The organism is Bradyrhizobium sp. USDA 3256, from assembly GCF_054058275.1.
In genome coordinates, this window is the sequence record NZ_JBSSAE010000002.1 from 156,594 (window position 1) to 177,207 (window position 20,614).

Below are 20,614 nucleotides of genomic sequence, written 5' to 3' on the forward strand. Positions count from 1 at the left end.
AAGCATAACGTCGCCGGGCTCGCTGTGGTTCCGGCAATCGATCAACTGCGCGCGAACGCCCGCATCACGTAGTCGATGAACACGCGCACGCGCGGCGAAAGCTGACGGTTGCGCGGATAGAGCAGGTTGACCGGCACCGAGGGTGGCGGACATTGCTGCAGCACCGCGACCAGCGTTCCGCTTGCCAGATCGGTTTCGGCATGAAAGCGCGGCACCTGCACGAGGCCGAGGCCGAGTTTGGCGCTCGCCAGATAACTCTCGGGGCCGGTTACCGACATCGGCGCGGGCAGCGGAAACTGCTTCAGCGCGCCGTCGATAACGAACTCCATCGGCCGCAGGCGTCCGGTGGTCAGCGAGCGGATGCCGATCATGCGATGGCCGTCGAGCGCGAACGGATCGACCGGCGTGCCGAAGCGCGCAAGATAATCCGGCGTCGCGCAGGTCAACCGTTCGAGCATCGTGACCTGCCGCGCGATCATGTCGCTGTCGGGCAGCTTGCCGAAGCGCAGCACGCAGTCGACGCCTTCGCGGATCAGATCGATCCAGCGGTCGCTCTCGCTCATGTTGATCTCGATATCAGGATATTCGGCGAGGAAGCCCGGCAGGTTCGGCAGCAGGAAGTGCCGCGCCAGCGTGCCCTGCACCTCGAGCCGCAGTAGCCCCTTCGGCCGCGCGCCGCCGAACGCGCCCTCGGCGTCTTCGAGGTCCGCGATCAGCGACAGGCAGCGGCGGTAGTGCGCCTCGCCATCGAGCGTCGGGCGCACCGTGCGCGTGGTGCGCTCGAGCAGCCGCACGCCGAGCCGCGCCTCCAGCCCCTTCACTGCGTCCGTCACCGTCGAGCGTGGCAGACCCAGATCCTCGGCGGCGAGCGAAAAGCTGCGCCGCTCGACCACCCGGGAGAACACGCGCATCGCGTCGAAACGGTCCATTTATTGTCCGAAAGTTGCGAATAGTGATGCCAGAAGATGCCTGATTATCCGGTCAATGCCAAGGCGTAGCGTCCTCTCATCGAACGCGGCGTTCGCCGCCCAACTGATGGGAGACTGAAAATGACCAATCAAGCCAATAAGGTAGCGCTGGTGACGGGTGCTTCGCGCGGGATCGGCGCGGCGGTTGCTGAGCGTCTCGCGAAGGACGGCTTCACCGTCGTCATCAACTATTCCGGCGATGCCAAGCCGGCCCAGGCGGTGGCCGACAGGATCGAGGCCGCCGGCGGCCGGGCACTGACCGCGAAGGCCGATGTCAGCGATGCCAGCGCGGTGCGCGGCATGTTCGATGCGGCGGAGGCGGCGTTCGGCGGCGTCGACGTGCTGGTCAACAATGCCGGCATCATGAAGCTCGGCAAGATCGCCGACAGCGACGATGCAGCCTTCGACCAGCAGGTCGCGGTCAACTTGAAGGGCAGCTTCAACACCATGCGCGAGGCGGCACGCCGGCTGCGCGACGGCGGACGCATCGTCAATTTCTCGACCAGCGTCGTCGGCACCAAGCTCGAGACCTACGGCATCTATGTTGCGACCAAGGCGGCGATCGAATCCCTGACCGCAATCCTGTCCAAGGAACTGCGCGGCCGCGGCATCACCGTGAATGCGGTCGCGCCCGGCCCGACTGCGACCGACCTGTTCCTGCACGGCAAGTCGGACGAGCTGATCGATCGCTTCGCCAAGATGGTCCCGCTGGAGCGGCTCGGCACGCCCGACGACATCGCGAACGCCGTGTCGTTCCTCGCCGGTCCCGACGGCTCCTGGATCAATGGCCAGACCCTGCGCGCCAATGGCGGCCTGGTCTGACGCCCTCGCACCTTCAACCCAACTCCCGTTCAACTCGACTTCAAAAGGATATGTGTCATGAAACAGATCATCGTCATCACCGGCGCTTCGAGCGGCTTCGGCCGCCTCACCGCCAACGCGCTCGCCAAGGCCGGCCACACCGTCTACGCCTCGATGCGCCACACCACCGGCCGCAATGCCGCCGCGGTCGCCGATATCGAGGAGTTCGCGCGCGACAACAAGGTCGACCTGCGCTCGCTCGAGCTCGATGTCGGCTCGCAGGCGTCGGTCGATGCGGCGATTGCGCAGATCGTCGCCGAGGAAGGCCGCCTCGACGTCGTGATGCACAATGCCGGCCACATGGTGTTCGGCCCGGCGGAGGCCTTCACGCCCGAGCAGCTTGCCGAGCTCTACGACGTCAACGTGCTATCGACCCAACGCGTCAATCGCGCGGCGCTGCCGCAACTGCGCAAACAGGGCAGGGGACTCGTGGTCTGGGTGTCGAGCAGCTCTTCGGCCGGCGGCACGCCGCCCTATCTCGCGCCGTATTTCGCGGCCAAGGCCGGCATGGATGCGATGGCGGTGATCTATGCCCGGGAGCTTACGCGCTGGGGCATCGAGACCTCGATCATCGTGCCCGGCGCCTTCACCGGCGGCACCAACCACTTTGCGCATTCCGGCCGTCCCGCGGACGAAGCGCGCGTCGCCGAATATGAAGCCGGTCCCTATGCCGGCTTCGGCGAGGAGATCATGAAGGCGTTCGCGGCGATCGTGCCCGAGGATGCCGACGCCTCGCTGGTCGCCGACGCGATCGTCAAAGTCGTCGACACGCCGTTCGGCAAGCGGCCGTTCCGCGTCCACATCGATCCGACCCACGACGGCGCCGAAGTCGCATTCGGCGTGATCGACCGCGTCCGCAACGAGATGCTGCACCGGGTCGGCTTCTCCGACCTGCTCAAGCCGCGGGTGAACGGGTAATCCGACGCTCTCCCGCAACGTCATTGCGAGGAGCGACAGCGACGAAGCAATCCATCTGCCGCGTGTTCGGTGACAATGGATTGCTTCGCTTCGCTCGCAATGACGGGATACGATCCCTCAGACGCTGTCGGCCCGCTCGCCGTTCAACCACCGAAAAATCTCCGCATTGATCTCGCGCGGATAGGTGTGGCTGAGATCGTCGATCTCGCGATAGGTCACCCTGGCGCCGGCGGCCGACAGCAGGCCTTGGGTCTGCCGCGCGGTCTGCACCGGGAACATCCAATCGTGCCGCCCGTGGGTGATGAAGATCGGCAAGCCGCGCAGCCGCTCCGCGTCGGCCATCTCCGCCATCAGCGGATGGAAGGTCGCGGCAACGGGCGCAAGATGCGTGAAGCGCGAGGCGCCGTCGAGGCCGCTCACATAGCTGAAGGTGCCGCCGTCGCTCATGCCGGTCAGCAGCATACGCGTCTCGTCGATCGTCCAGCGCGCACGCACCTGGTCGAGGATGCGGTTCAGATTTGGCGTGTCGGTGTCATCGCCCATCAGCGCCCAGGTCTGGCCGGTCGCGGTCGGCGCCACCAGGATGGCGCCGCGGCTGCGCGCATCGCGCAGCCAGCTCCACAGGAAGCCGCGGCCGTTGCCGCTGCCGCCATGCAGCGCCATCACCAGCGGCCAGGCGCGATCCGGCGTGTAATATTCCGGCACGTACATCGAGAAGCCGCCGCGGCTGCCCGGCTCGTCGCGCTCGTGGAAGATGCCGGTGTCGACGTTGGGTTTCGCCGCAAGCTTCGCCTGCAGCTCGGTATCTTCGCGCAGATCGGGCGCGATGAAGAAGCCGCTGACCGGCGGCAGCTCGGTCAAGGGATACAGCGCCTCCTGCGCCCGCGGCAGATAGCGCAGCGCGCGGAACACGCTGACCAGATCGCCTTCGCCGTTCTGCACGGCGCGCAGCCCTGCGTAGCCGGCGAGTGCCGGTTCGATCGCAGCTTCAAGCGCGGTCTTGATGTGAGCGAATTTCTCCGGCCAGTCGGCGAGCCGCGGCCGCACCGCCTGCAAGGCCTCTTCGGGTTCGCCCGCGATCTGCATCACGCGATCGAAGTCCGGCGGATTGAGGTTGCGCGCGACAAAGGACAGCGATTCCAGCGTCTGCAGCAGCGGCGGCAACACGGCCACGATGTCGTCAACCACCGCCTCGCTCATCCCCGCTGCCTCTTCTCTTCTGTATTAATGCAGCCGCGGCGCCTTCAACAGCTTCATGCGGTCGATCGAGGTCAGCGTGACGTCGAAGGTGACGCCCTCGTGATAGACGGTCAGCGGCACGTCGACGCCGGCCGAGCCGAGCGACCAGAACTTGCGGTAGAAGCCGGTCTGGCTCGTCACCTTGTCGCCGTCGACCGCGAGAATCACGTCGCCGGTCTTCAGCTCGGCGCGCGCCGCGGGTCCCTTGCTGGCGACACCGACCACCACGAGGCGGTTGTCGATCTCGGTCGTGTACATGCCGAGCCACGGCCGCGCCGGCTTGTCGACCCGGCCGAACTTGCGCAGGTCGTCCAGCACCGGATTGAGCAGATCGATCGGCACGATCATGTTGACATGCTCGGCGTGGCCCGAGCGCTCGCGTTCGAGCTGCAGCGAGCCGATGCCGATCAGCTCGCCGGCATTGTTGATCAGCCCGGTGCCGCCCCAGTTCGGATGCGACGGAGAGGTGAAGATCGCCTCGTCGAGCAGATACTCCCAGTAGCCGGCGAATTCCTGCTTCGCCGCGATCTGGCTTGCGACCGAGCGCGTGCGGCCGCCAGCGCCGCCGAGCACCACATTGTCGCCGACCTGGGTCGCCGCCGACGAGCCGATCCGCAGCGGCTCGAGATTGACCCGGCCGAGCGCCTGCACCAGGCCGAATCCGGATTCGAAATCGAAGCCGAGCGCATGGCCCTCGACCGCGCGGCCGTCGCCGAGATGCAGCCACACCGTGGCGGCTTCGGTGATCAGATAGCCGATCGTCAGTACCAGCCCGTCGTCGATCAGGACGCCATTGCCGGCGCGCTCGGTGCCGAGCGTCTCGGCGCTGAAAGCATCCGGTGGAATGATCGAATGCAGCCCGACCACACTCATCAGCGCGCGATCGAGATCGTAGCGGTAATCTTCAGGACGAGGCTGAAAGGCCCGCGGGCACTTTCCATTCGGTCACGGAGGGCATCAAAGAATCTCCTGGCGTGCAGGGCGCTGGAACCTCAACGTAGACCGAGGTTCTGCCGGCAGGGAAGATGGAATGATATACCTTGCAGGGCCGCCTGCACAGCTCATGTGGCGTGCAGACCTGCCCCTCGCAAGACGAAATGAACCTATTCGGCTTTCGCCGCCGCACGCGCCGGCATGATGCGGAAGGCGCGGTTGTCCTTGATCCACGCGGCGCGCTCGTCGCGCAGCATCGTGCGGCGAACCTTTCCGGAATCGTCGCGCGGCGCAGTGCCGACGCGCTCGAAACTTTCCGGATGCTTGTAGCGGCTGAGCCGGTCCTTCAGGAAATCGCCCATGCCGTCGGCGATCGCTTGCGCATCGGCGCTGTCGGCGAGCTCGAGGATTGCATGCACGCGCTGGCCGAATTCCGGATCGGGCAGTCCGACCACGACGCAGGAGCGCACTTCGGGATGCTCGCTGACCGCGGCCTCCACCTCGGCCGGATAGATGTTGGCGCCGCCGCGCAGCACCATGTCGGCGAGCCGGTCGCCGAGATAGAGATAGCCTTCTTCATCGAGCCGGCCGATGTCGCCGAGCGACTCCCAGCCGTCCGGCCGCCGCTTCGGCGCTGCGCCGAGATAGTGATAGGTCGAGCCGGCGCCGTCATTGGGCAGGAAGTAGATTTCGCCGGTCTCGCCGGGCGCGACGTCGTTGCCGTCCTCGCCGATGATGCGCAGTTTCGCGGTCTCGCCGATCTTGCCGACCGAGCCCTTGTGCGCCATCCATTCGGTGCCCGAGATAACGCAAGCGCCCTGCCGCTCGGTGCCGCCATAGAGCTCCCAGATCCGCTCGGGGCCGAGCCATTCGATCCACTTCTCCTTCAGCCAGGGCGGCATCGGCGCTGCCATGTGAAACACGATTTTCAGGCTGGAGACGTCGTAGCGGTCGCGCACCTCCTCGGGCAGCGCCCAGATCCGGTGCATCATGGTCGGCACGAAGTTCACCCATTGCACGCGCTCGCGCTCGATCAGCCGCAGCGTCTCCTCGGCGTCGAACTTGACCATGCCGGCGACCCTTCCGCCCCCGAACAGCGCAAAGTGCGAGAGGATGAATGGCGCATTGTGATACAGCGGCCCTGGATTGAGCAGCGAGGTGTCGCGCGCAATACCGAGCGTCGCCTCGGCCGTGGTTTCGATCACCGCGGGGTTGTGATCGAGGATCACCTTCGGCCGCCCGGTCGAGCCGCCGCTCGTCATCGCCTTCCAGTAGCGCGCGACCGGCGCATCGAGCGGCTCCTCGGAGAATCCATCCGGCACGAAATTCACCGGCAGCGAATTCGGCGCATTCCAGTCGGCCTCGCCGCCGACCACCAGCGACGGTTTCAGAATCTCGAGCACCGCGGCGGCCTCGCCGCGCGGCAGCCGCCATGACAGCGAGGTCGGCGTCGCGCCACACTTCCACACCGCGAAGGTCGTCTCGAAGAACGCGTTGCTGTTGGGCAGCCCGATCGCGACGAAGTCGCCGGGCTTGACGCCCTTGGCGGCGAAGGCGCGCGCCCGCGCATTGGCGCGGCGCTCGAGCTCAAGCCAGGTCAGCGCATCCGCGCCATGACTGATGGCGATCGCGTCAGCGGGCTTGCGTTCGGCATACCAGCGCGGCACGTCGGCGAGGGGGATCAGCATGGGTCGTTTCCGTCGAAAAGGCGGCTTGAAGCGCTCTTGTTGCAGGGATGTGGCCAAGGCCACGGCCGCCACTTCACCAACAGTGCGGTCTCCGTGTCAAGCCGACGGCTGCCGAGGCGGCCGGTATCCCGCTGGTGGAATTGCAGAATCCCTGTTCGCTAAAAGCCCCGTCAAGATTCCGGTAAAGTTCAAGCGATCGCGCTAAGCCGGGCTTTACGGGGGGCCGGCATTGTGGCCGTTGCGGTTCTGTGCCGGGCGCGTCGATCGACGCGCGCGGTCTGCAATGTCTTTCAATGACCAATGGCTTCAAGGACGGCGACGATGGCGAGCAGTGGAGCACGGATCAAGGTCAGCCGCGAGCCGCGGCGCCAGCTCAACAATCGTGCGGCCTGGATCACCGTCGACGACGGCGCCACCGAGAGCGAATGCGCCGTGGTCGACATCTCGCCGGGCGGCGCCAAGATCACGACCGAGTTCGAGTTCGAGGTGAAGGACCGCCTCGCGCTGACGCTGCTCGCCGATCATGCCAAGCGCTATCCTTGCGAGGTGGTCTGGCGTCGCGGCAAGACCTACGGACTCAAATTCGTGACGGCCGAAGCCGAGCCGGTTGAACCGGCCGCAGAGCCGGCGGGCGCGACCTAGCGCAGAATTCATCAATCGATGTGCGAATGGACGTTCGGCGCAGGCCATCGCCGATCGCTTCGGCCGCGCGTTCAATTGCTCACGTCGGAATTTCCCACGCAAGCGTGGTTCACGTCATCGCCGCTGCGGGTTGTTGTCGGCATTGCCGGTGGTGCCCGTCGGACCTCCCGGTAGCGCGGGTGCGGCGCTGCCGCCGCCGGTGCCGGAAGACGGTGCGACGCGCTGGCCGGACTGGGTCGGGAGCGCGGTGCCGCCGACGCCGTTCGACGGCGCGGCGCGGTCGCCCGGCCTGGGCGGCAGCGGGGTGCCGCCGGTGTTCTGCGCGAGAAGCTGGGCCGGTGCGAGGACGAGGCCGGCGGCGACGACGATGGCAAATTTGGTCTTGAACATGCGCTGGTCCGAGATGGCGCGGTGAGGCTGCGGCGACAGGCACAGCCGCGACGGAGACGAGATCCGCCAAGCCCGCGAGATTGCGATACCAGCATAACGTCCGCCGCATTTGATGCGTTCCCGGACGCCTCGCCAGGACGAAGCAAATATCCGTGTGGTCAACCGCGACGATGATCACGGAGCCGCGCTGCGATAGCCTTGCGCGAGACCGCTTTCGGCCTCATCCGGTGCGCCGCCGCTTGCGATCAGCCGCGGTAGCGCAACGCATCGACCAGCAAGGCGAACGCCGGCGAGGATTGCCGGCGGCTCGGATAATAGAGGTGATAGCCCGGAAACGGCGTGCACCAGTCGTCGAGCACCTGGATCAACTGTCCCTTGGCGAGCTGCGCGCGCACCTGATCCTCGGCGATATAGGCGAGTCCCAGCCCGGCCAGCGCTGCCTTGATGCGCAATGGGGTGCTGTTGAACACCAATTGCCCGTCGACGCGGACCTTGAGCGGGCGTCCGCGCCGCTCGAACTCCCAGGCATAGATGCCGCCATGGGTCGGCAGGCGGATGTTGATGCAGGCATGCTGGGTCAGGTCCTGCGGTCGTTTCGGGCGCTCCCGCCGCTTGAAATAGGAGGGAGCACCGACCACGACCATGCGGAAATCCGGCCCGATTCGCACCGCGATCATGTCTTTCGCGAGCTGCTCGCCGAGGCGAACGCCGGCGTCAAAGCGCTCCGCGACGATGTTCGCGAGACCGTTATCGACGGTCAAGTCCACCTTGATGTCGGGATAGCGCGGCAAAAACTCCGCCAGCGCCGGCCACAGGATGGTCTCGGCGGCGTGTTCGCCGGCGTTGATGCGGATGGTGCCGGCGGGCTTCTCGCGCAGCGCGCTCAGCGCTGACAGCTCGGCTTCGATCTCCTCGAAGCGCGGGCCGATGCCTTGCAGCAGCCGTTCGCCGGCGACGGTCGGCGCGACGCTGCGCGTGGTGCGGGTCAAAAGCCGTACGCCGAGCCGTTCCTCCAGCGCGCGCATGGTGTGGCTGAGCGCCGATTGCGACACACCGAGCCGCGCCGCGGCGCGGGTGAAGCTGCGCTCGCGCGCCACCGCGAGGAAGGCGATCAGGTCGTTGACGTCATGCCGCGACATTCATGAACCCTGCTCATAAGTCCATCCCGATTTTTACGTCTAATGGCCCGCCGGTGCACGCCCTAAATCCGCGGCGACGAATTCCAGTCATCGATGCGGAGAGACACCATGCAGAAACGCAAACTCGGCAACAGCAATCTCGAGGTCTCGGCGGTCGGCCTCGGCTGCATGGGCCTCAGTTTCGCCTATGGCCCGGCGGTCGAGACGACCGCGGGCATTGCCATGCTCCGCGGCGCCGTCGAGCGCGGCGTCACTTTCTTCGATACCGCGGAGGTCTACGGCCCCTTCGTCAACGAGGAACTGGTCGGCGAGGCGTTGGCGCCGGTTCGCAACCAGGTGGTGATAGCGACCAAGTTCGGCTTCGATGTCGGCTCCATGGCCGAGCGGCACCGGTCGCTGAACAGCCGGCCCGAGCACATCAGGGCGGTTGCGGACGCCTCGCTGAAGCGACTGAAGACCGACGTCATCGATCTGTTCTATCAGCATCGGGTCGATCCTGCGGTTCCGATCGAGGACGTCGCCGGCACCGTGAAGGACCTGATTGCCGCCGGCAAGGTCCGCCATTTCGGCCTGTCGGAGGCCGGCGTGCAGACCATCCGCCGCGCCCATGCCGTGCAGAAGGTCACGGCATTGCAGAGCGAATATTCGCTATGGGAACGCGGGGTGGAGGCGGAGATCCTGCCGCTGCTGGAGGAGTTCGGCATCGGCTTCGTGCCGTACAGCCCGCTCGGCCGCGGCTTTCTCACCGGTGCGATCAATGCGTCCACGACATTCGCGAGCGACGACTTCCGCAACATCGTGCCGCGCTTCACGCCGGAAGCCCGCCGTGCCAACCAGGCGCTGGTCGATCAACTCGGCCGGATCGCGGCCGGCAAGGGCGCGACGTCAGCGCAGATCGCGCTGGCCTGGCTGCTGGCGCAGAAGCCGTGGATCGTGCCGATCCCGGGCACCACGAAGCTCAATCGGCTCGAGGAAAATGTCGGCGCGGCGCGCGTCGAACTGACCGCGGCCGATCTGGCCGACATCGGCAAGACGCTGAATGCGATCGAGGTGCAGGGCGCGCGCTATCCGGAGCAATTGCTCGGAATGGTCGGACGCTGAGGAAGTCGAACCACCCGCTCAGTGTCGTCCCGGCGAAGGCCGGGACCCATAACCACGAATGCAGTCTGTTGCGCTACGCCGGGGCCGCAGCTCACTTCGACAACGCAACCTTGTGGTAATGGGTCCCGGCCTTCGCCGGGACGACGATGTGGATGTAGGCTATGCAACACACTCGCCGTCGTCCTGGCGAAAGCCAGGAGGTGGATTCACATTCGAAGTGCAACACTTGAGCAAAAGCCTCGGCAGGCGTGCGGTAGTCAAGGCATTTGCGCGGGGTGTTGTTGTAGGCGGCGATGAACTGGCGGAATCTGGCGGTCGAGAGGGTTACGAGATCGGTCTTGCGGGGAATAAAGCGGCGCATCCTGCCGATGGCGTTCTCGATGCCGCCCTTCTGCCAGGGGGCGTGGGGATCGCAGAAGAAGGTCTCGATCGAGAGGCGGTGCAGCGCCAGGTGCCCGGCGAACTCGGTGCCGTTGTCGAAGGTCACGGTCTGGCGCAGCTCTTGTGGCAGGGTCGCGAAGAAGCCCACGAGATGGCGGGCGACACCGCGCGCGACCTTGCTGGCAAGGCGGATGCCGAGCAGCAGACGCGAGGTGCGCTCGTGCACGGTCAGCACGGCCTGACCGTATTTCGAGAACATCATCAGGTCGGCCTCCCAGTGTCCGGGCACGCTGCGGTCGGCCACTTCGATCGGCCGATTTGCCAAGGAAACACGGCCTTCGATGAAGCTTGCGGGGCTGCCGCCCCTCTTGCCGCGGCGGCCGCGCTTGCTCTTGGCGCGCGGCAGATAGCGCCGCCAGTTGAAGTTCGTGGTGCGCCTGAGTTGGGCATAGATGAAGCGGTAGATGGTCTCGTGCGAGATCACCTTGCGCCCGGACTCGCGGGCCAGCCGGCCGGCGACCTGCTCGGGCGACCAGCCCCGGCGAAGGCGTTCCAACACCGCGCGGCGCAGGCCGGGCTCCCGTTCGAGGCGTCCGCCCGTCCAGCGCCGCGCTCGCATCTGGTGCTGGGCATAGTTTGGCTTGTAGCCGACCTGGCTCCCCCGATTGCGCCTCAGTTCCCGAGAGACCGTTGATGGCGAGCGATCCAGAGCTGCCGCGATTTGCCGGACCGAGCTGCCATTGGCCGATAGGCAGGCAATCTCGCATCGGTCGTCCAGAGAGAGCTGCTTGTAACTCCGCCCCATGGCAACACCTCCTCAAGGAAGTGTTGCACTTCGTTTGTGAACTCAGGGGACCCATTACCCCAAATCTCAATTGTTGCGCGACGCTGGGGCCGCGGTCCCGTTCATCATCAAATGCGGTGGTTATGGGTCCTTGCTTTCGCCAGGACGACGATCGTGTGTGTGGCATCCGCACTGTAATCGCTCGGCTCGCCGCCTCCGCATGCGCGGGTGATGACACCGCGTGGTGTGAGACGATGAATCGAGAACCATCCTCATCGTCGTCCCGGCGAAGGCCGGGACCCATAACCACCGATGCGAATTGTTAAGTGCGATTGCAACGACGAGTCCCACCTACAATACCCGCCGCGGCGTATGGGTCCCGGCCTTCGCCGGGACGACGGCGGTACGTGCGGCGCGACTTCAGCCTGTCGTCTCGCCGGGATAAGCCTGGCAATGACGGATTCCACGCCGACATGCGGATCATTTTTCCGTCAGCTTCAGCTCGATGCGGCGGTTGCGCTTGTAGGCCTCTTCGGTCTGCGCGGCGTCGAGCGGCTGGAATTCGGCAAAGCCGGCGGCGACCAGACGCTGCGCCGGCACGCCGAGCGAGACCAGGTACTGCACCACCGAGATCGCGCGCGCCGAGGACAATTCCCAGTTCGACTTGAACAGCGGGCTGTTGATCGGCCGTACGTCGGTGTGGCCGTCGACGCGAAGCACCCAGGCGATCTCGGCCGGAATCTGCTTGTCGAGATCGATCAGCGCGCTCGCGACCGTTTCGAGTTCGGTCTTGCCCTCGGGTAGCAGCGTTGCCTGGCCGGTGTCGAAGAACACTTCCGACTGGAACACGAAGCGGTCGCCGACGACGCGGATATCGGGACGGTTGCCGAGGATCGCACGTAGCCGGCCGAAGAATTCCGAGCGGTATTTCGATAGTTCCTGCACCCGCTGCGCCAGCGCGACATTGAGGCGCTGGCCGAGATCGGCGATGCGGTTCTGCGATTCCTTGTCGCGTTTTTCGGAGGCGTCGAGCGCCTCCTCGAGCGCGGCGAGCTGGCGGCGCAGCGCGCTGATCTGCTGGTTCAGCAGCTCGATCTGCGCCAGTGCGCGCGACGATACGGCCTTCTCGGACTCCAGCGCCTTGTTGAGCTCGTTGGCGCGGCCCTGCGCGTCGCTGCCGGAACTCGCGAGCCCCTCATAGAGCCCCTTGATGCGGTCGCGCTCGCCTTCGGCGGAGGCGAGGCCGGCGCGCAGCTGCGCCACCTGGTCGTCGAGCGTCAGCTTGGAGAGCTTCTCCAGCGACAACAGGTCGTTGAGCTGGGCGATCTTGGCGGTGAGCTGTTCCAGCGCTTTGTCCTTGCCCGTGACCTCCTGCGACAGGAAGAACTGCACGACGAGGAACACCGAGAGCAGGAACACGATCGACAGCACCAGCGTCGACAATGCGTCGACAAAGCCGGGCCAGTAGTTGAAGCCGGATTCGCTGCGGCGCGAGCGGGCGAGGGCCATGGGTCTCTCCTTGGGCTTACTCCCCGGCTAGCTCTTCTCGGGTTGGCGGGCGAGGCGTTCGAGCAGCCGCTTGATCTCGCGGTTCTGCTCGCCCTGGCCGTCGGCCCATTCCCGGATCATCTGCTGCTCGGTGCGCATATGCGCGACCAGCCCCTGGATCGCCTCGGCAAGATTGGCCATCGCGGCCGTGGTGCTGCGGCCGCCGCCGCCTTCCTCCAGCGCGGTGCGGAGCCGGTCGATCGCGCCCTGCATGTCGCCGGAGACGCCGGCTTCATCGCCGGAAATGCCGCGCACGGTGCCGGCGAGCCAGTCCTCGAGGTCGGTGTAGAAGCGGTTCTGGGCCTGGCTCGACTGCAGGTCGAGGAAGCCGAGGATCAGCGAGCCGGCAAGGCCGAACAGCGAGGACGAGAACGAGATGCCCATGCCGCCGAGCGGCGCGGCGAGGCCCTCCTTCAGCGTATCGAACAACGCGCCGGCGTCGCCGCCGACCTTGAGCCCGTCGATCACCTTGCCGACCGAGCCCACCGTCTCGATCAGGCCCCAGAACGTGCCGAGCAGGCCGAGGAACACCAACAGGCCGGTCATGTAGCGCGAGATGTCGCGGGCTTCATCCAGGCGGGTTGCGATCGAATCGAGCAGATGCCGCATGGTCTGCTGCGAGATCGACATCCGCCCCGAGCGCTCGCCGCCGAGGATCGCGGCCATCGGGGCAAGCAGCGTCGGGCGGCGCTCGATCGCAAGGCCGGGATCGGCGATGCGGAAATTGTTGACCCAGGCGACCTCGGGATAGAGCCGGATCACCTGGCGGAACGCCAGGATGATGCCGATCAGCAGCACCGCCCCGATCAGGGCGTTCAGTCCCGGATTGGCAAAGAAGGCGGTGACGATCTGCTTGTACAGCACGACCCCGACCAGGCCGCAGAGCACCAGGAACACCAGCATCCGCACCAGGAAGATCCGGGGCGAGGACAGCTTGCTCAATTCGATCTCCATGTCGGAGCGGGAAGGAGGCATTGCCGGGTCATCCGTTCGCGAAGGCCGCATCTGCGAGCAATATGGCACAGCGGCGGAGTGAGGAAAGCCGATTCCAGGGGCAGCAAACAGGACCTTGGGTTGGAATCTCGTGGGCCGTTGCCGCTTTGCACGGCTTTCCGACCGGTCGGCGCATCACCATCCACAGAGCTGCATACCCCACCCGCAGATCGCGAGATGAGGTCGGTTTGCACGCATCCTTGGGTGGGACCAGCGCGACGCAGGGTGATTCGGTCCGATTGTCTCGGTGTCGCGAGGTGCGGCATTCCGCGCAGGGTAAAATGGCCGGATTCCCGTGCACGCAGTCCTTAATGCATTCCCACAGCTTGCGATGGAACCTGCTCACAATGCAGTGAGTCGATAAAACATGCCGAAAAATCAGGGTGATAGGTTTGTGTGACAATGAGCCGCCCGACAAACGCTTTGCGTCGCAGCAAACGGGTTCTATTTTCCACGCAGCAAAACGAGCGGTGTCGCAGTGACATCGCTGTTCGTTTCTTCAAACCAATCAGGGGCGATCATCTCAATGTCTGGACTTCGCGCGCAATCGGCATGCATTGCATTGATGCTGGCTGCCCTCGCGCCAATGCTTGCTGGCTGCGACGAGCCGAACACCGCAACCGCCGCCGTACAAGCACCCGAGCCGGACGTCAGTGTCGTCACCGTGAGGCCGCAGTCGCGCGCGATGGTGCGCGAACTGCCGGGCCGCATTGCGCCGACCCGTGTCTCCGAGGTGCGCCCGCGCGTCTCGGGCATCATCGTCAACCGCATGTTCCATCAGGGCAGCGAGGTGAAGGTCGGCGATCCCCTGTACCAGATCGATCCGCGCCCGTTCGAAGTCGAATTGCAGTCGACCGAGGCGGCGCTGGCGCGCGCCAAGGCCGTGCTCGAGCAGGCCGCGCTGCAAGCTCGCCGTATCGCCACCCTGACCAGCCAGCGCGCCGCGCCGGAAGCCGAGAATGAAAAGGCGATCGCGACGCTGAAGGGAGCCGAAGCCGACGTTCAGGGCCGCGAGGCCGATGTTGCCCGCGCCAAGCTCAACCTGGATTACGCAACCATTCGTGCGCCGATCGACGGCACCATCGGTGCTGCGCTGGTCAGCGAGGGCGCCCTCGTCGTGCAGAACGACGCCGCGAGCCTTGCGACCATCCAGCAGCTCGATCCGATCTACGCCGACTTCCAGCAGTCGGTGACCGAGATGAACCAGCTCCGCCGCGCCTTCGAGAGCGGCGACCTCGACCGCATCGCGCCCGACGCGATGAAGGTGCGCCTCGTGCTCGACGACGGCTCGATCTACCCGCTGCCGGGCAAGCTGCTGTTCTCCGACGCCAAGGTCGACGCCTATACCGGGCAGGTGACGTTGCGCGGCGAGTTCCCGAACCCGCATCGCATCCTGCTGCCGGGCATGTATGTGCGCGTGCTGATCGAGCAGGGCATCGACAGCGATGCGATTGCCGTGCCGCAGCAGGCGATCCAGCGCAATGGCGGCGGCGGCAGCGAGGTGTTCGTCGTCAAGGCCGACAATCACGTCGCGGTGCAGCCGGTGCGCACCGGCTCGCTGCAGGGTGGTTCCTGGTTCGTGACCGACGGCCTGAAGGCCGGCGACAAGGTCGTCGTCGAGGGGTTCCAGAAATTCGCCGCCGGCGACAAGGTCCGGCCGCAGGCCTGGCGCGAGGTCGACGCAGCTGCAGCACCGACGGATTCGCACCAGACCGCGCACGCAGTGCGGTGATCCGAAATGCCTAGCTTCTTCATCGACAGGCCGATCTTCGCCTGGGTCGTCGCGCTGTTCATCTGCCTGATCGGCGCGATCTCGATCCCGCTGCTCGCGGTCGCGCAATATCCGATCATCGCACCGCCCTCGATCTCGATCTCGACCAGCTATCCCGGCGCGTCGCCGGAGAACCTCTACAACAGCGTGACGCGGCTGATCGAGGAGGAGCTCAACGGCGCCGCCAACATCCTGAACTTCGAATCGACCTCCGACTCGCTCGGCCAGGTCGAGATCATCGCCAACTTCAAGCCGGGTACCGACACCAGCCAGGCCTCGGTCGAGGTGCAGAACCGCCTCAAGCGCGTCGAGGCGCGGCTGCCGCGCGCCGTGATCCAGCAGGGCATCCTGGTCGAGGAAGCCTCATCTGCCGTGCTGCAGATCATCACGCTGAACTCGACCGACGGCAGCCTCGACGAGGTCGGCCTCGGCGACTTCATGATCCGCAACGTGCTGGGCGAGGTGCGCCGCATCCCCGGCGTCGGCCGCGCCACGCTGTATTCGACCGAGCGGTCCTTGCGGATCTGGATCGATCCGGCCAAGCTGGTCGGGTACGGCCTGTCCGCCGACGACGTCAACAAGGCGATCACGGCGCAGAACGCCCAGGTCGCCTCCGGCAGCATCGGCGCCGAGCCGAGCACCGATACGCAGAAGATTTCCGCGCAGGTGCTGGTGAAGGGCCAGCTGTCCTCACCCGATGAATTCGGCGCCATCATCCTGCGCGCCAACAATGACGGTTCGACGGTCCGCCTGCGCGACGTCGCGCGGATCGAGGTCGGCGGCCTCAGTTACCAGTTCAACACGCGCCTGGACGGCAAGCCGACCGCCGGCCTCTCGGTGCTGCTGTCGCCGAAGGGCAATGCGCTGGCGACCGCGAGCGCGGTCGAAGCCAAGATGAAGGAGCTGTCGCGCTTCTTCCCGGCCAACATCTCCTACGAAATCCCCTACAACATCACGCCGGTGGTCGAGGCTTCGATCAAGAAGGTGTTGACGACGCTGGTCGAGGCCGTGGTGCTGGTGTTCGTCGTGATGTTCCTGTTTCTGCAGAACATCCGCTACACCATCATCCCGACCATCGTGGTTCCGGTGGCGCTGTTGGGCGCCTGCGCCACGCTGATGATCGCAGGCTTCTCGATCAACATGCTGACCATGTTCGGCATGGTGCTGGCGGTCGGCATCCTCGTCGACGACGCCATCGTCGTGGTCGAAAACGTCGAGCGCATCATGGCGGAGGAAGGCCTGCCGCCGAAGGAAGCCACCAAGAAGGCGATGTCGCAGATCACCGGCGCCATCATCGGCATCACGCTGGTGCTGATGGCGGTGTTCGTGCCGATGGCGTTCTTCCCCGGCTCGGTCGGCATCATCTACCGGCAGTTCTCGGTCACCATGGTGGCGGCGATCGCGTTCTCGGCGCTGCTCGCGCTGTCGCTGACGCCGGCGCTGTGCGCGACCTTGCTCAAGCCGGTCAAGAAGGGCCACGGCCACGCCAGCAAGGGCGTGTTCGGCTGGTTCAACCGCGTGCTCGACACCAGCCGCGCGGGCTACACCCGCACCGTGCAGGGTTCGCTGAAGCGCACCGGCCGCCTGATGCTGATCTACCTCGTGTTGTTCCTCGGCGTCGCCTACGGCTTCGTGCGGTTGCCCGGCGGCTTCCTGCCGGTCGACGACCAGGGCTTCATCACGACCGACGTGCAGACGCCGTCGGACTCGTCCTATGCCCGGACCGAAGCCGCGGTCGAGCAGGTCGAGAAGTACCTCAAGGACCGCGCAGGCATCGAGAACGTCACGTTCCTCACCGGATTCAGCTTCCTCGGCCAGGGTATGAACACCGCGCAGGCCTTCATCACCCTGAAGGACTGGTCGGAGCGCGGCCCGAAGGATTCCGCCGCCGCCATCGTTGCCGACATCAACCGCGACTTGTCGTCGATCCGCGACGCCAGGATCTCGGCGTTGCAGCCGCCGCCGATCGACAACCTCGGCAACTCCTCGGGCTTCTCGTTCCGCCTGCAGGACCGCGGCCAGAAGGGCTATTCGGCGCTGATCGCCGCATCCGATCGCCTGATCGCGGAGGCCAATGCCAGTCCTGTGCTGCAGAAGGTCTATGTTGAAGGCCTGCCGCCGGCGCCGCAGGTCAATCTGATGATCGACCGCGAGAAGGCGGGCGCGTTCGGCCTCACCTTCGAGGACATCAACAACACGATCTCGACCAATCTCGGCTCGAACTACATCAACGACTTCCCGAACCGCGGGCGCATGCAGCGCGTCATCGTGCAGGCCGACAAGACCAGCCGCATGAACGCGGACGATATTCTCAACTACAACGTCAAGAACAGCCGCGGCCAGCTGGTGCCGTTCTCGGCCTTCGCCACCATCGAGTGGACGAAGGGGCCGACGCAGATCGCGGGCTTCAACTACTATCCGGCGGTGCGCATCTCCGGCGAGGCGCGGCCGGGCTTCACCTCGGGCGATGCGATCGCCGAGATGGAGCGGCTTGCCGACAAGCTGCCGCGCGGCTTCGGCTATGAATGGACCGGCCAGTCGCTGCAGGAGAAGCTGTCGGGCTCGCAGGCGCCGTTCCTGCTCGCGCTCTCGGTGCTGGTGGTGTTCCTGCTGCTCGCCGCGCTCTATGAGAGCTGGACCATTCCGCTCGCGGTGCTGCTCACCATTCCGCTCGGCATTCTCGGCGCGGTGGTGGCGGCGACGATGCGCGGGCTCTCCAACGACGTCTATTTCACCGTCGGCCTGATCACCATCATCGGTCTTGCGGCGAAGGATGCGATCCTGATCATCGAGTTCGCCAAGGACCTGCGCGCGCAGGGCAAGCCGCTGGTCGAGGCGACCATCGAGGCGTGCAGCCTCAGATTCCGCCCAATCCTGATGACCGGTCTCGCGTTCGTCTGCGGCGTGCTTCCGATGGCGATTGCGACCGGCGCCGGTGGTGCCAGCCAGCAGGCGCTCGGCACGTCCGTGATGGGCGGCATGATCGCAGTGGTGATCCTTGCGCTGCTCCTGGTGCCGGTGTTCTTCGTCAGCGTGCAGCGCGTGCTGGCCGGCCGACCGGGAGAAGGCCGCGGAGAATGCCGAAGTCTACGGCCCGCCTGCGCCGGCAAGGGGAGGCCGCTGATGTCCGTCGGCGGCGCCCCCGGCTTGCTTTTCCAGCATAGTCAATCCAGATTGCAGCTCTGGATTGAACGGGGAGCGGTCGGGCAACCCGGAGATTGAGAGCATGCGATGCGGCCGAGCGATATTGCGATCTCGAACTATCGCTCGATCCGGCGGCTCTCGATGGCCATTCAACCGCTGTCGGTCTTCGTCGGCGAGAACGGCGTCGGCAAATCCAATCTCTACAAGTCGCTGTCGCTGCTGCGCGACGCGGCGACCGGCCGGATCACGCGCACGATCGCCGACGAGGGCGGATTGAACTCGGTCTGCTGGTCAGGCATGCGCCAGCGCGGCGAGGACGGGCGGCTGCGGTTGGCGGCCAGATTCGACAACATCAAATACGCGATCGAGCTCGGACATCCCGGCCCGGTCGAGGCGGCATTTCCCGGCGAGCCGATGATCAAGTCCGAACGCATCGAGGCGTTCCACGGCAAGCGGAAAGTCCTGATGATGGAGCGGACGAATTCACATGTCAGCGTTCGCGGCGAGAGCGGCGCCTGGAGCGAGCACAAGAATGCGGTGTTGCCATCGGAAACCGCGCTCGCCGATTTCCTCGACGGCCAGACATGTCCCGAAGTCGGCTTGATCAGGAACGCCTTGCAGAGCTGGCGCTTCTATCACGATTTCCGCACCGATCCGGCGTCGCCGATCCGCAAGCCCTGCCTCGCGATCACGACGCCGTCGCTGAGCGCCGATGGCAGCGACCTGGCTGCCGTTTTGGCAACGCTCTACGCGATCAGGGAGGATGCGGCCGACCTGCAGGATGCGATCGAGGATGCATTCCCGGGTGCCGAGCTCCGGGCATGGGAAGCAAACGGGCGCTGCGAATTCGAGTTGCGGCAGGCGGACATGCCGCGCCCGTTCAAGGCGCACGAACTATCCGACGGCACGCTGAAATATATCTGCCTGCTCGCCGTGTTCATGGGCTATCGCCTGCCGCCGTTCATCGCGCTGAACGAGCCCGAGACCAGCCTGCATCCATCGCTGTTGGCGCCATTGGCGAGGTTGATCGCCAAGGCGTCGCGCCGCGCCGACATCTGGATCGTCACCCATTCGGAACAACTGATGGAGGCACTGCGCAGCGAGAGCTCGGTGCCGCTGCGCCGGGTGATCAAGGCGAAGGGCGCCACCACCATCGAGGGCCTGACCGCTGGCGGTGAATTTCGTGACCGGGAAGACGACCAGGATGACGATGACGATGATGACGACGAATAGATCGCGCCGTCGCGCTACTGCCCGAGCGGCTTCAGGATCTTGATCAGCTCGCCGTGCACGAACTCGTTGCCGCAGACCACGTGGCCGGTCTGCAGCGGGTCGTCATTACCTTGGATGCCGGAGACGGTGCCGCCGGCTTCGCGGACCATCAGCAGGCCGGCCGCGACGTCCCAGGCCTGCAGATTGCGCTCCCAATAGCCGTCGAGCCGGCCGGCGGCGACGAAGGCGAGGTCGAGCGAGGCGGCGCCGAAGCGGCGGAAGCCCGCGACCTTGGTCTGCAGCGCGGCCATCTCCTGCAGCGCCAGCTGGTGGTTGCCGCGGCCGATATGCGGCAGGCCGCAGGCGACCACGCATTCGTTGAGCTGGCGGCGGCCGGCGACGCGCAGCCGCTGGTCGTTCAGGAAGGCGCCCTTGCCGCGCTCGGCGATGTAGAGCTCGTCATTGGCCGGATTGTAGATCACGCCGGCGATCACGGTGTCCTCGCGCTTGAGCCCGATCGAGATCGCGAATTGCGGGATGCCGTGCAGGAAGTTGGTGGTGCCATCCAGGGGATCGACGATCCAGGTGTGGCTCTTGTCGCTGCCTTCGCGCTTGCCGCCTTCCTCGCCGAGGAACCCGTAGCCGGGCCGGGCCTTCTCGAGGTCGGTGTAGAGCATCTCCTCGGCGCGCTTGTCGGCGAGCGAGACGAAGTTCGCCGGCCCCTTCAGCGACACCTGGAGATGTTCGATCTCGCCGAGGTCGCGCTTGAGGCTGCGGCCGGCGCGGCGCGCGGCCTTGACCATGACATTGATGAGAGCGGAATAGAGCATGATGGAAGCTGGTGGCTTTCGAGCGTTGGAAATCGATCGGGCAGCGTAGCAAGACCCTGCCCGTCATCCTGA

General features: G+C 65.8%; 14 protein-coding genes and 3 pseudogenes. 7 read left to right on the forward strand and 10 right to left on the reverse strand.

Going from position 1 to position 20,614, the window contains the following annotated elements:
• Window positions 1-41 precede the first annotated feature (41 nt).
• A complete protein-coding gene (locus tag ACVWY5_RS02390) occupies window positions 42-929 on the reverse strand; it encodes a LysR family transcriptional regulator (protein WP_028333527.1) in 888 nt (295 codons plus the stop codon).
• A gap of 120 nt (window positions 930-1,049) precedes the next feature.
• Between ACVWY5_RS02390 and ACVWY5_RS02395 the strand changes: the two genes are divergently transcribed.
• Together ACVWY5_RS02395 and ACVWY5_RS02400 are read left to right on the forward strand one after the other, a co-directional pair.
• Window positions 1,050-1,790 carry an SDR family oxidoreductase gene (locus ACVWY5_RS02395; RefSeq protein WP_028333526.1) on the forward strand — a complete coding sequence of 247 codons (741 nt, stop codon included), beginning with the start codon at window positions 1,050-1,052 and terminating at the stop codon, window positions 1,788-1,790.
• 57 nt (window positions 1,791-1,847) lie between these two features.
• Window positions 1,848-2,747, forward strand: coding sequence for an SDR family oxidoreductase (locus ACVWY5_RS02400; protein ID WP_028333525.1), 900 nt, complete (start codon window positions 1,848-1,850; stop codon window positions 2,745-2,747).
• A 117-nt stretch (window positions 2,748-2,864) separates the two neighbouring features.
• Here ACVWY5_RS02400 and ACVWY5_RS02405 read toward each other — a convergent pair whose 3' ends face one another.
• The 3 genes and pseudogenes from ACVWY5_RS02405 to ACVWY5_RS02415 all read right to left on the reverse strand — a co-directional run bounded on the left by ACVWY5_RS02405 (window position 2,865) and on the right by ACVWY5_RS02415 (window position 6,607).
• On the reverse strand, window positions 2,865-3,947 hold the full coding sequence (locus tag ACVWY5_RS02405; protein ID WP_028333524.1) for a phospholipase: 1,083 nt from the start codon (window positions 3,945-3,947) through the stop codon (window positions 2,865-2,867).
• Window positions 3,948-3,971: 24 nt separating this feature from the next.
• Window positions 3,972-4,944 (reverse strand): annotated as a pseudogene (locus tag ACVWY5_RS02410) (S1C family serine protease).
• A gap of 145 nt (window positions 4,945-5,089) precedes the next feature.
• Complete coding sequence (locus tag ACVWY5_RS02415; protein WP_028333522.1) at window positions 5,090-6,607, reverse strand: AMP-binding protein; 1,518 nt, start codon at window positions 6,605-6,607, stop codon at window positions 5,090-5,092.
• 321 nt (window positions 6,608-6,928) lie between these two features.
• On the opposite strand from ACVWY5_RS02415, the gene ACVWY5_RS02420 reads away from it, so the two are divergent.
• On the forward strand, window positions 6,929-7,249 hold the full coding sequence (locus ACVWY5_RS02420) for a PilZ domain-containing protein (protein WP_051376095.1): 321 nt from the start codon (window positions 6,929-6,931) through the stop codon (window positions 7,247-7,249).
• A 114-nt stretch (window positions 7,250-7,363) separates the two neighbouring features.
• Here ACVWY5_RS02420 and ACVWY5_RS02425 read toward each other — a convergent pair whose 3' ends face one another.
• Window positions 7,364-7,639 (reverse strand): hypothetical protein, encoded by a 276-nt coding sequence (locus tag ACVWY5_RS02425; RefSeq protein ID WP_028333521.1) that lies wholly within the window; start codon window positions 7,637-7,639, stop codon window positions 7,364-7,366.
• A 245-nt stretch (window positions 7,640-7,884) separates the two neighbouring features.
• Window positions 7,885-8,778 carry a LysR family transcriptional regulator gene (locus ACVWY5_RS02430; protein WP_028333520.1) on the reverse strand — a complete coding sequence of 298 codons (894 nt, stop codon included), beginning with the start codon at window positions 8,776-8,778 and terminating at the stop codon, window positions 7,885-7,887.
• A gap of 108 nt (window positions 8,779-8,886) precedes the next feature.
• Here ACVWY5_RS02430 and ACVWY5_RS02435 point away from each other — a divergent pair, with 108 nt between their 5' ends.
• A complete protein-coding gene (locus ACVWY5_RS02435) occupies window positions 8,887-9,879 on the forward strand; it encodes an aldo/keto reductase (protein ID WP_028333519.1) in 993 nt (330 codons plus the stop codon).
• A 199-nt stretch (window positions 9,880-10,078) separates the two neighbouring features.
• Here the strand turns inward: ACVWY5_RS02435 and ACVWY5_RS02440 are convergent.
• From ACVWY5_RS02440 to ACVWY5_RS02450, 3 genes and pseudogenes are all read right to left on the reverse strand, one after another.
• Window positions 10,079-11,065: pseudogene (locus ACVWY5_RS02440) on the reverse strand (IS30 family transposase); the annotation flags it as partial.
• Between the two features lie 459 nt (window positions 11,066-11,524).
• Complete coding sequence (locus ACVWY5_RS02445) at window positions 11,525-12,553, reverse strand: peptidoglycan -binding protein (RefSeq protein ID WP_028332799.1); 1,029 nt, start codon at window positions 12,551-12,553, stop codon at window positions 11,525-11,527.
• Between the two features lie 27 nt (window positions 12,554-12,580).
• Entirely contained in the window at window positions 12,581-13,567 is a 987-nt protein-coding gene (locus tag ACVWY5_RS02450; protein WP_028332800.1) for a hypothetical protein, read from the reverse strand.
• 544 nt (window positions 13,568-14,111) lie between these two features.
• Here ACVWY5_RS02450 and ACVWY5_RS02455 point away from each other — a divergent pair.
• The 3 genes and pseudogenes from ACVWY5_RS02455 (at window position 14,112) to ACVWY5_RS02465 (ending at window position 19,733) form a co-directional block, all read left to right on the forward strand.
• Window positions 14,112-15,317 carry an efflux RND transporter periplasmic adaptor subunit gene (locus tag ACVWY5_RS02455; protein ID WP_152977667.1) on the forward strand — a complete coding sequence of 402 codons (1,206 nt, stop codon included), beginning with the start codon at window positions 14,112-14,114 and terminating at the stop codon, window positions 15,315-15,317.
• Window positions 15,318-15,323: 6 nt separating this feature from the next.
• Window positions 15,324-18,480, forward strand: a pseudogene (locus tag ACVWY5_RS02460) (multidrug efflux RND transporter permease subunit).
• A 107-nt stretch (window positions 18,481-18,587) separates the two neighbouring features.
• The gene (locus ACVWY5_RS02465; RefSeq protein ID WP_028332803.1) at window positions 18,588-19,733 is read left to right on the forward strand and encodes an AAA family ATPase; all 1,146 of its coding nucleotides are present in this window, start codon (window positions 18,588-18,590) and stop codon (window positions 19,731-19,733) included.
• A gap of 14 nt (window positions 19,734-19,747) precedes the next feature.
• On the opposite strand, the gene ACVWY5_RS02470 is transcribed toward ACVWY5_RS02465, so the two are convergent.
• Entirely contained in the window at window positions 19,748-20,542 is a 795-nt protein-coding gene (locus ACVWY5_RS02470) for an inositol monophosphatase family protein (RefSeq protein WP_028332804.1), read from the reverse strand.
• Window positions 20,543-20,614: the final 72 nt, after the last annotated feature.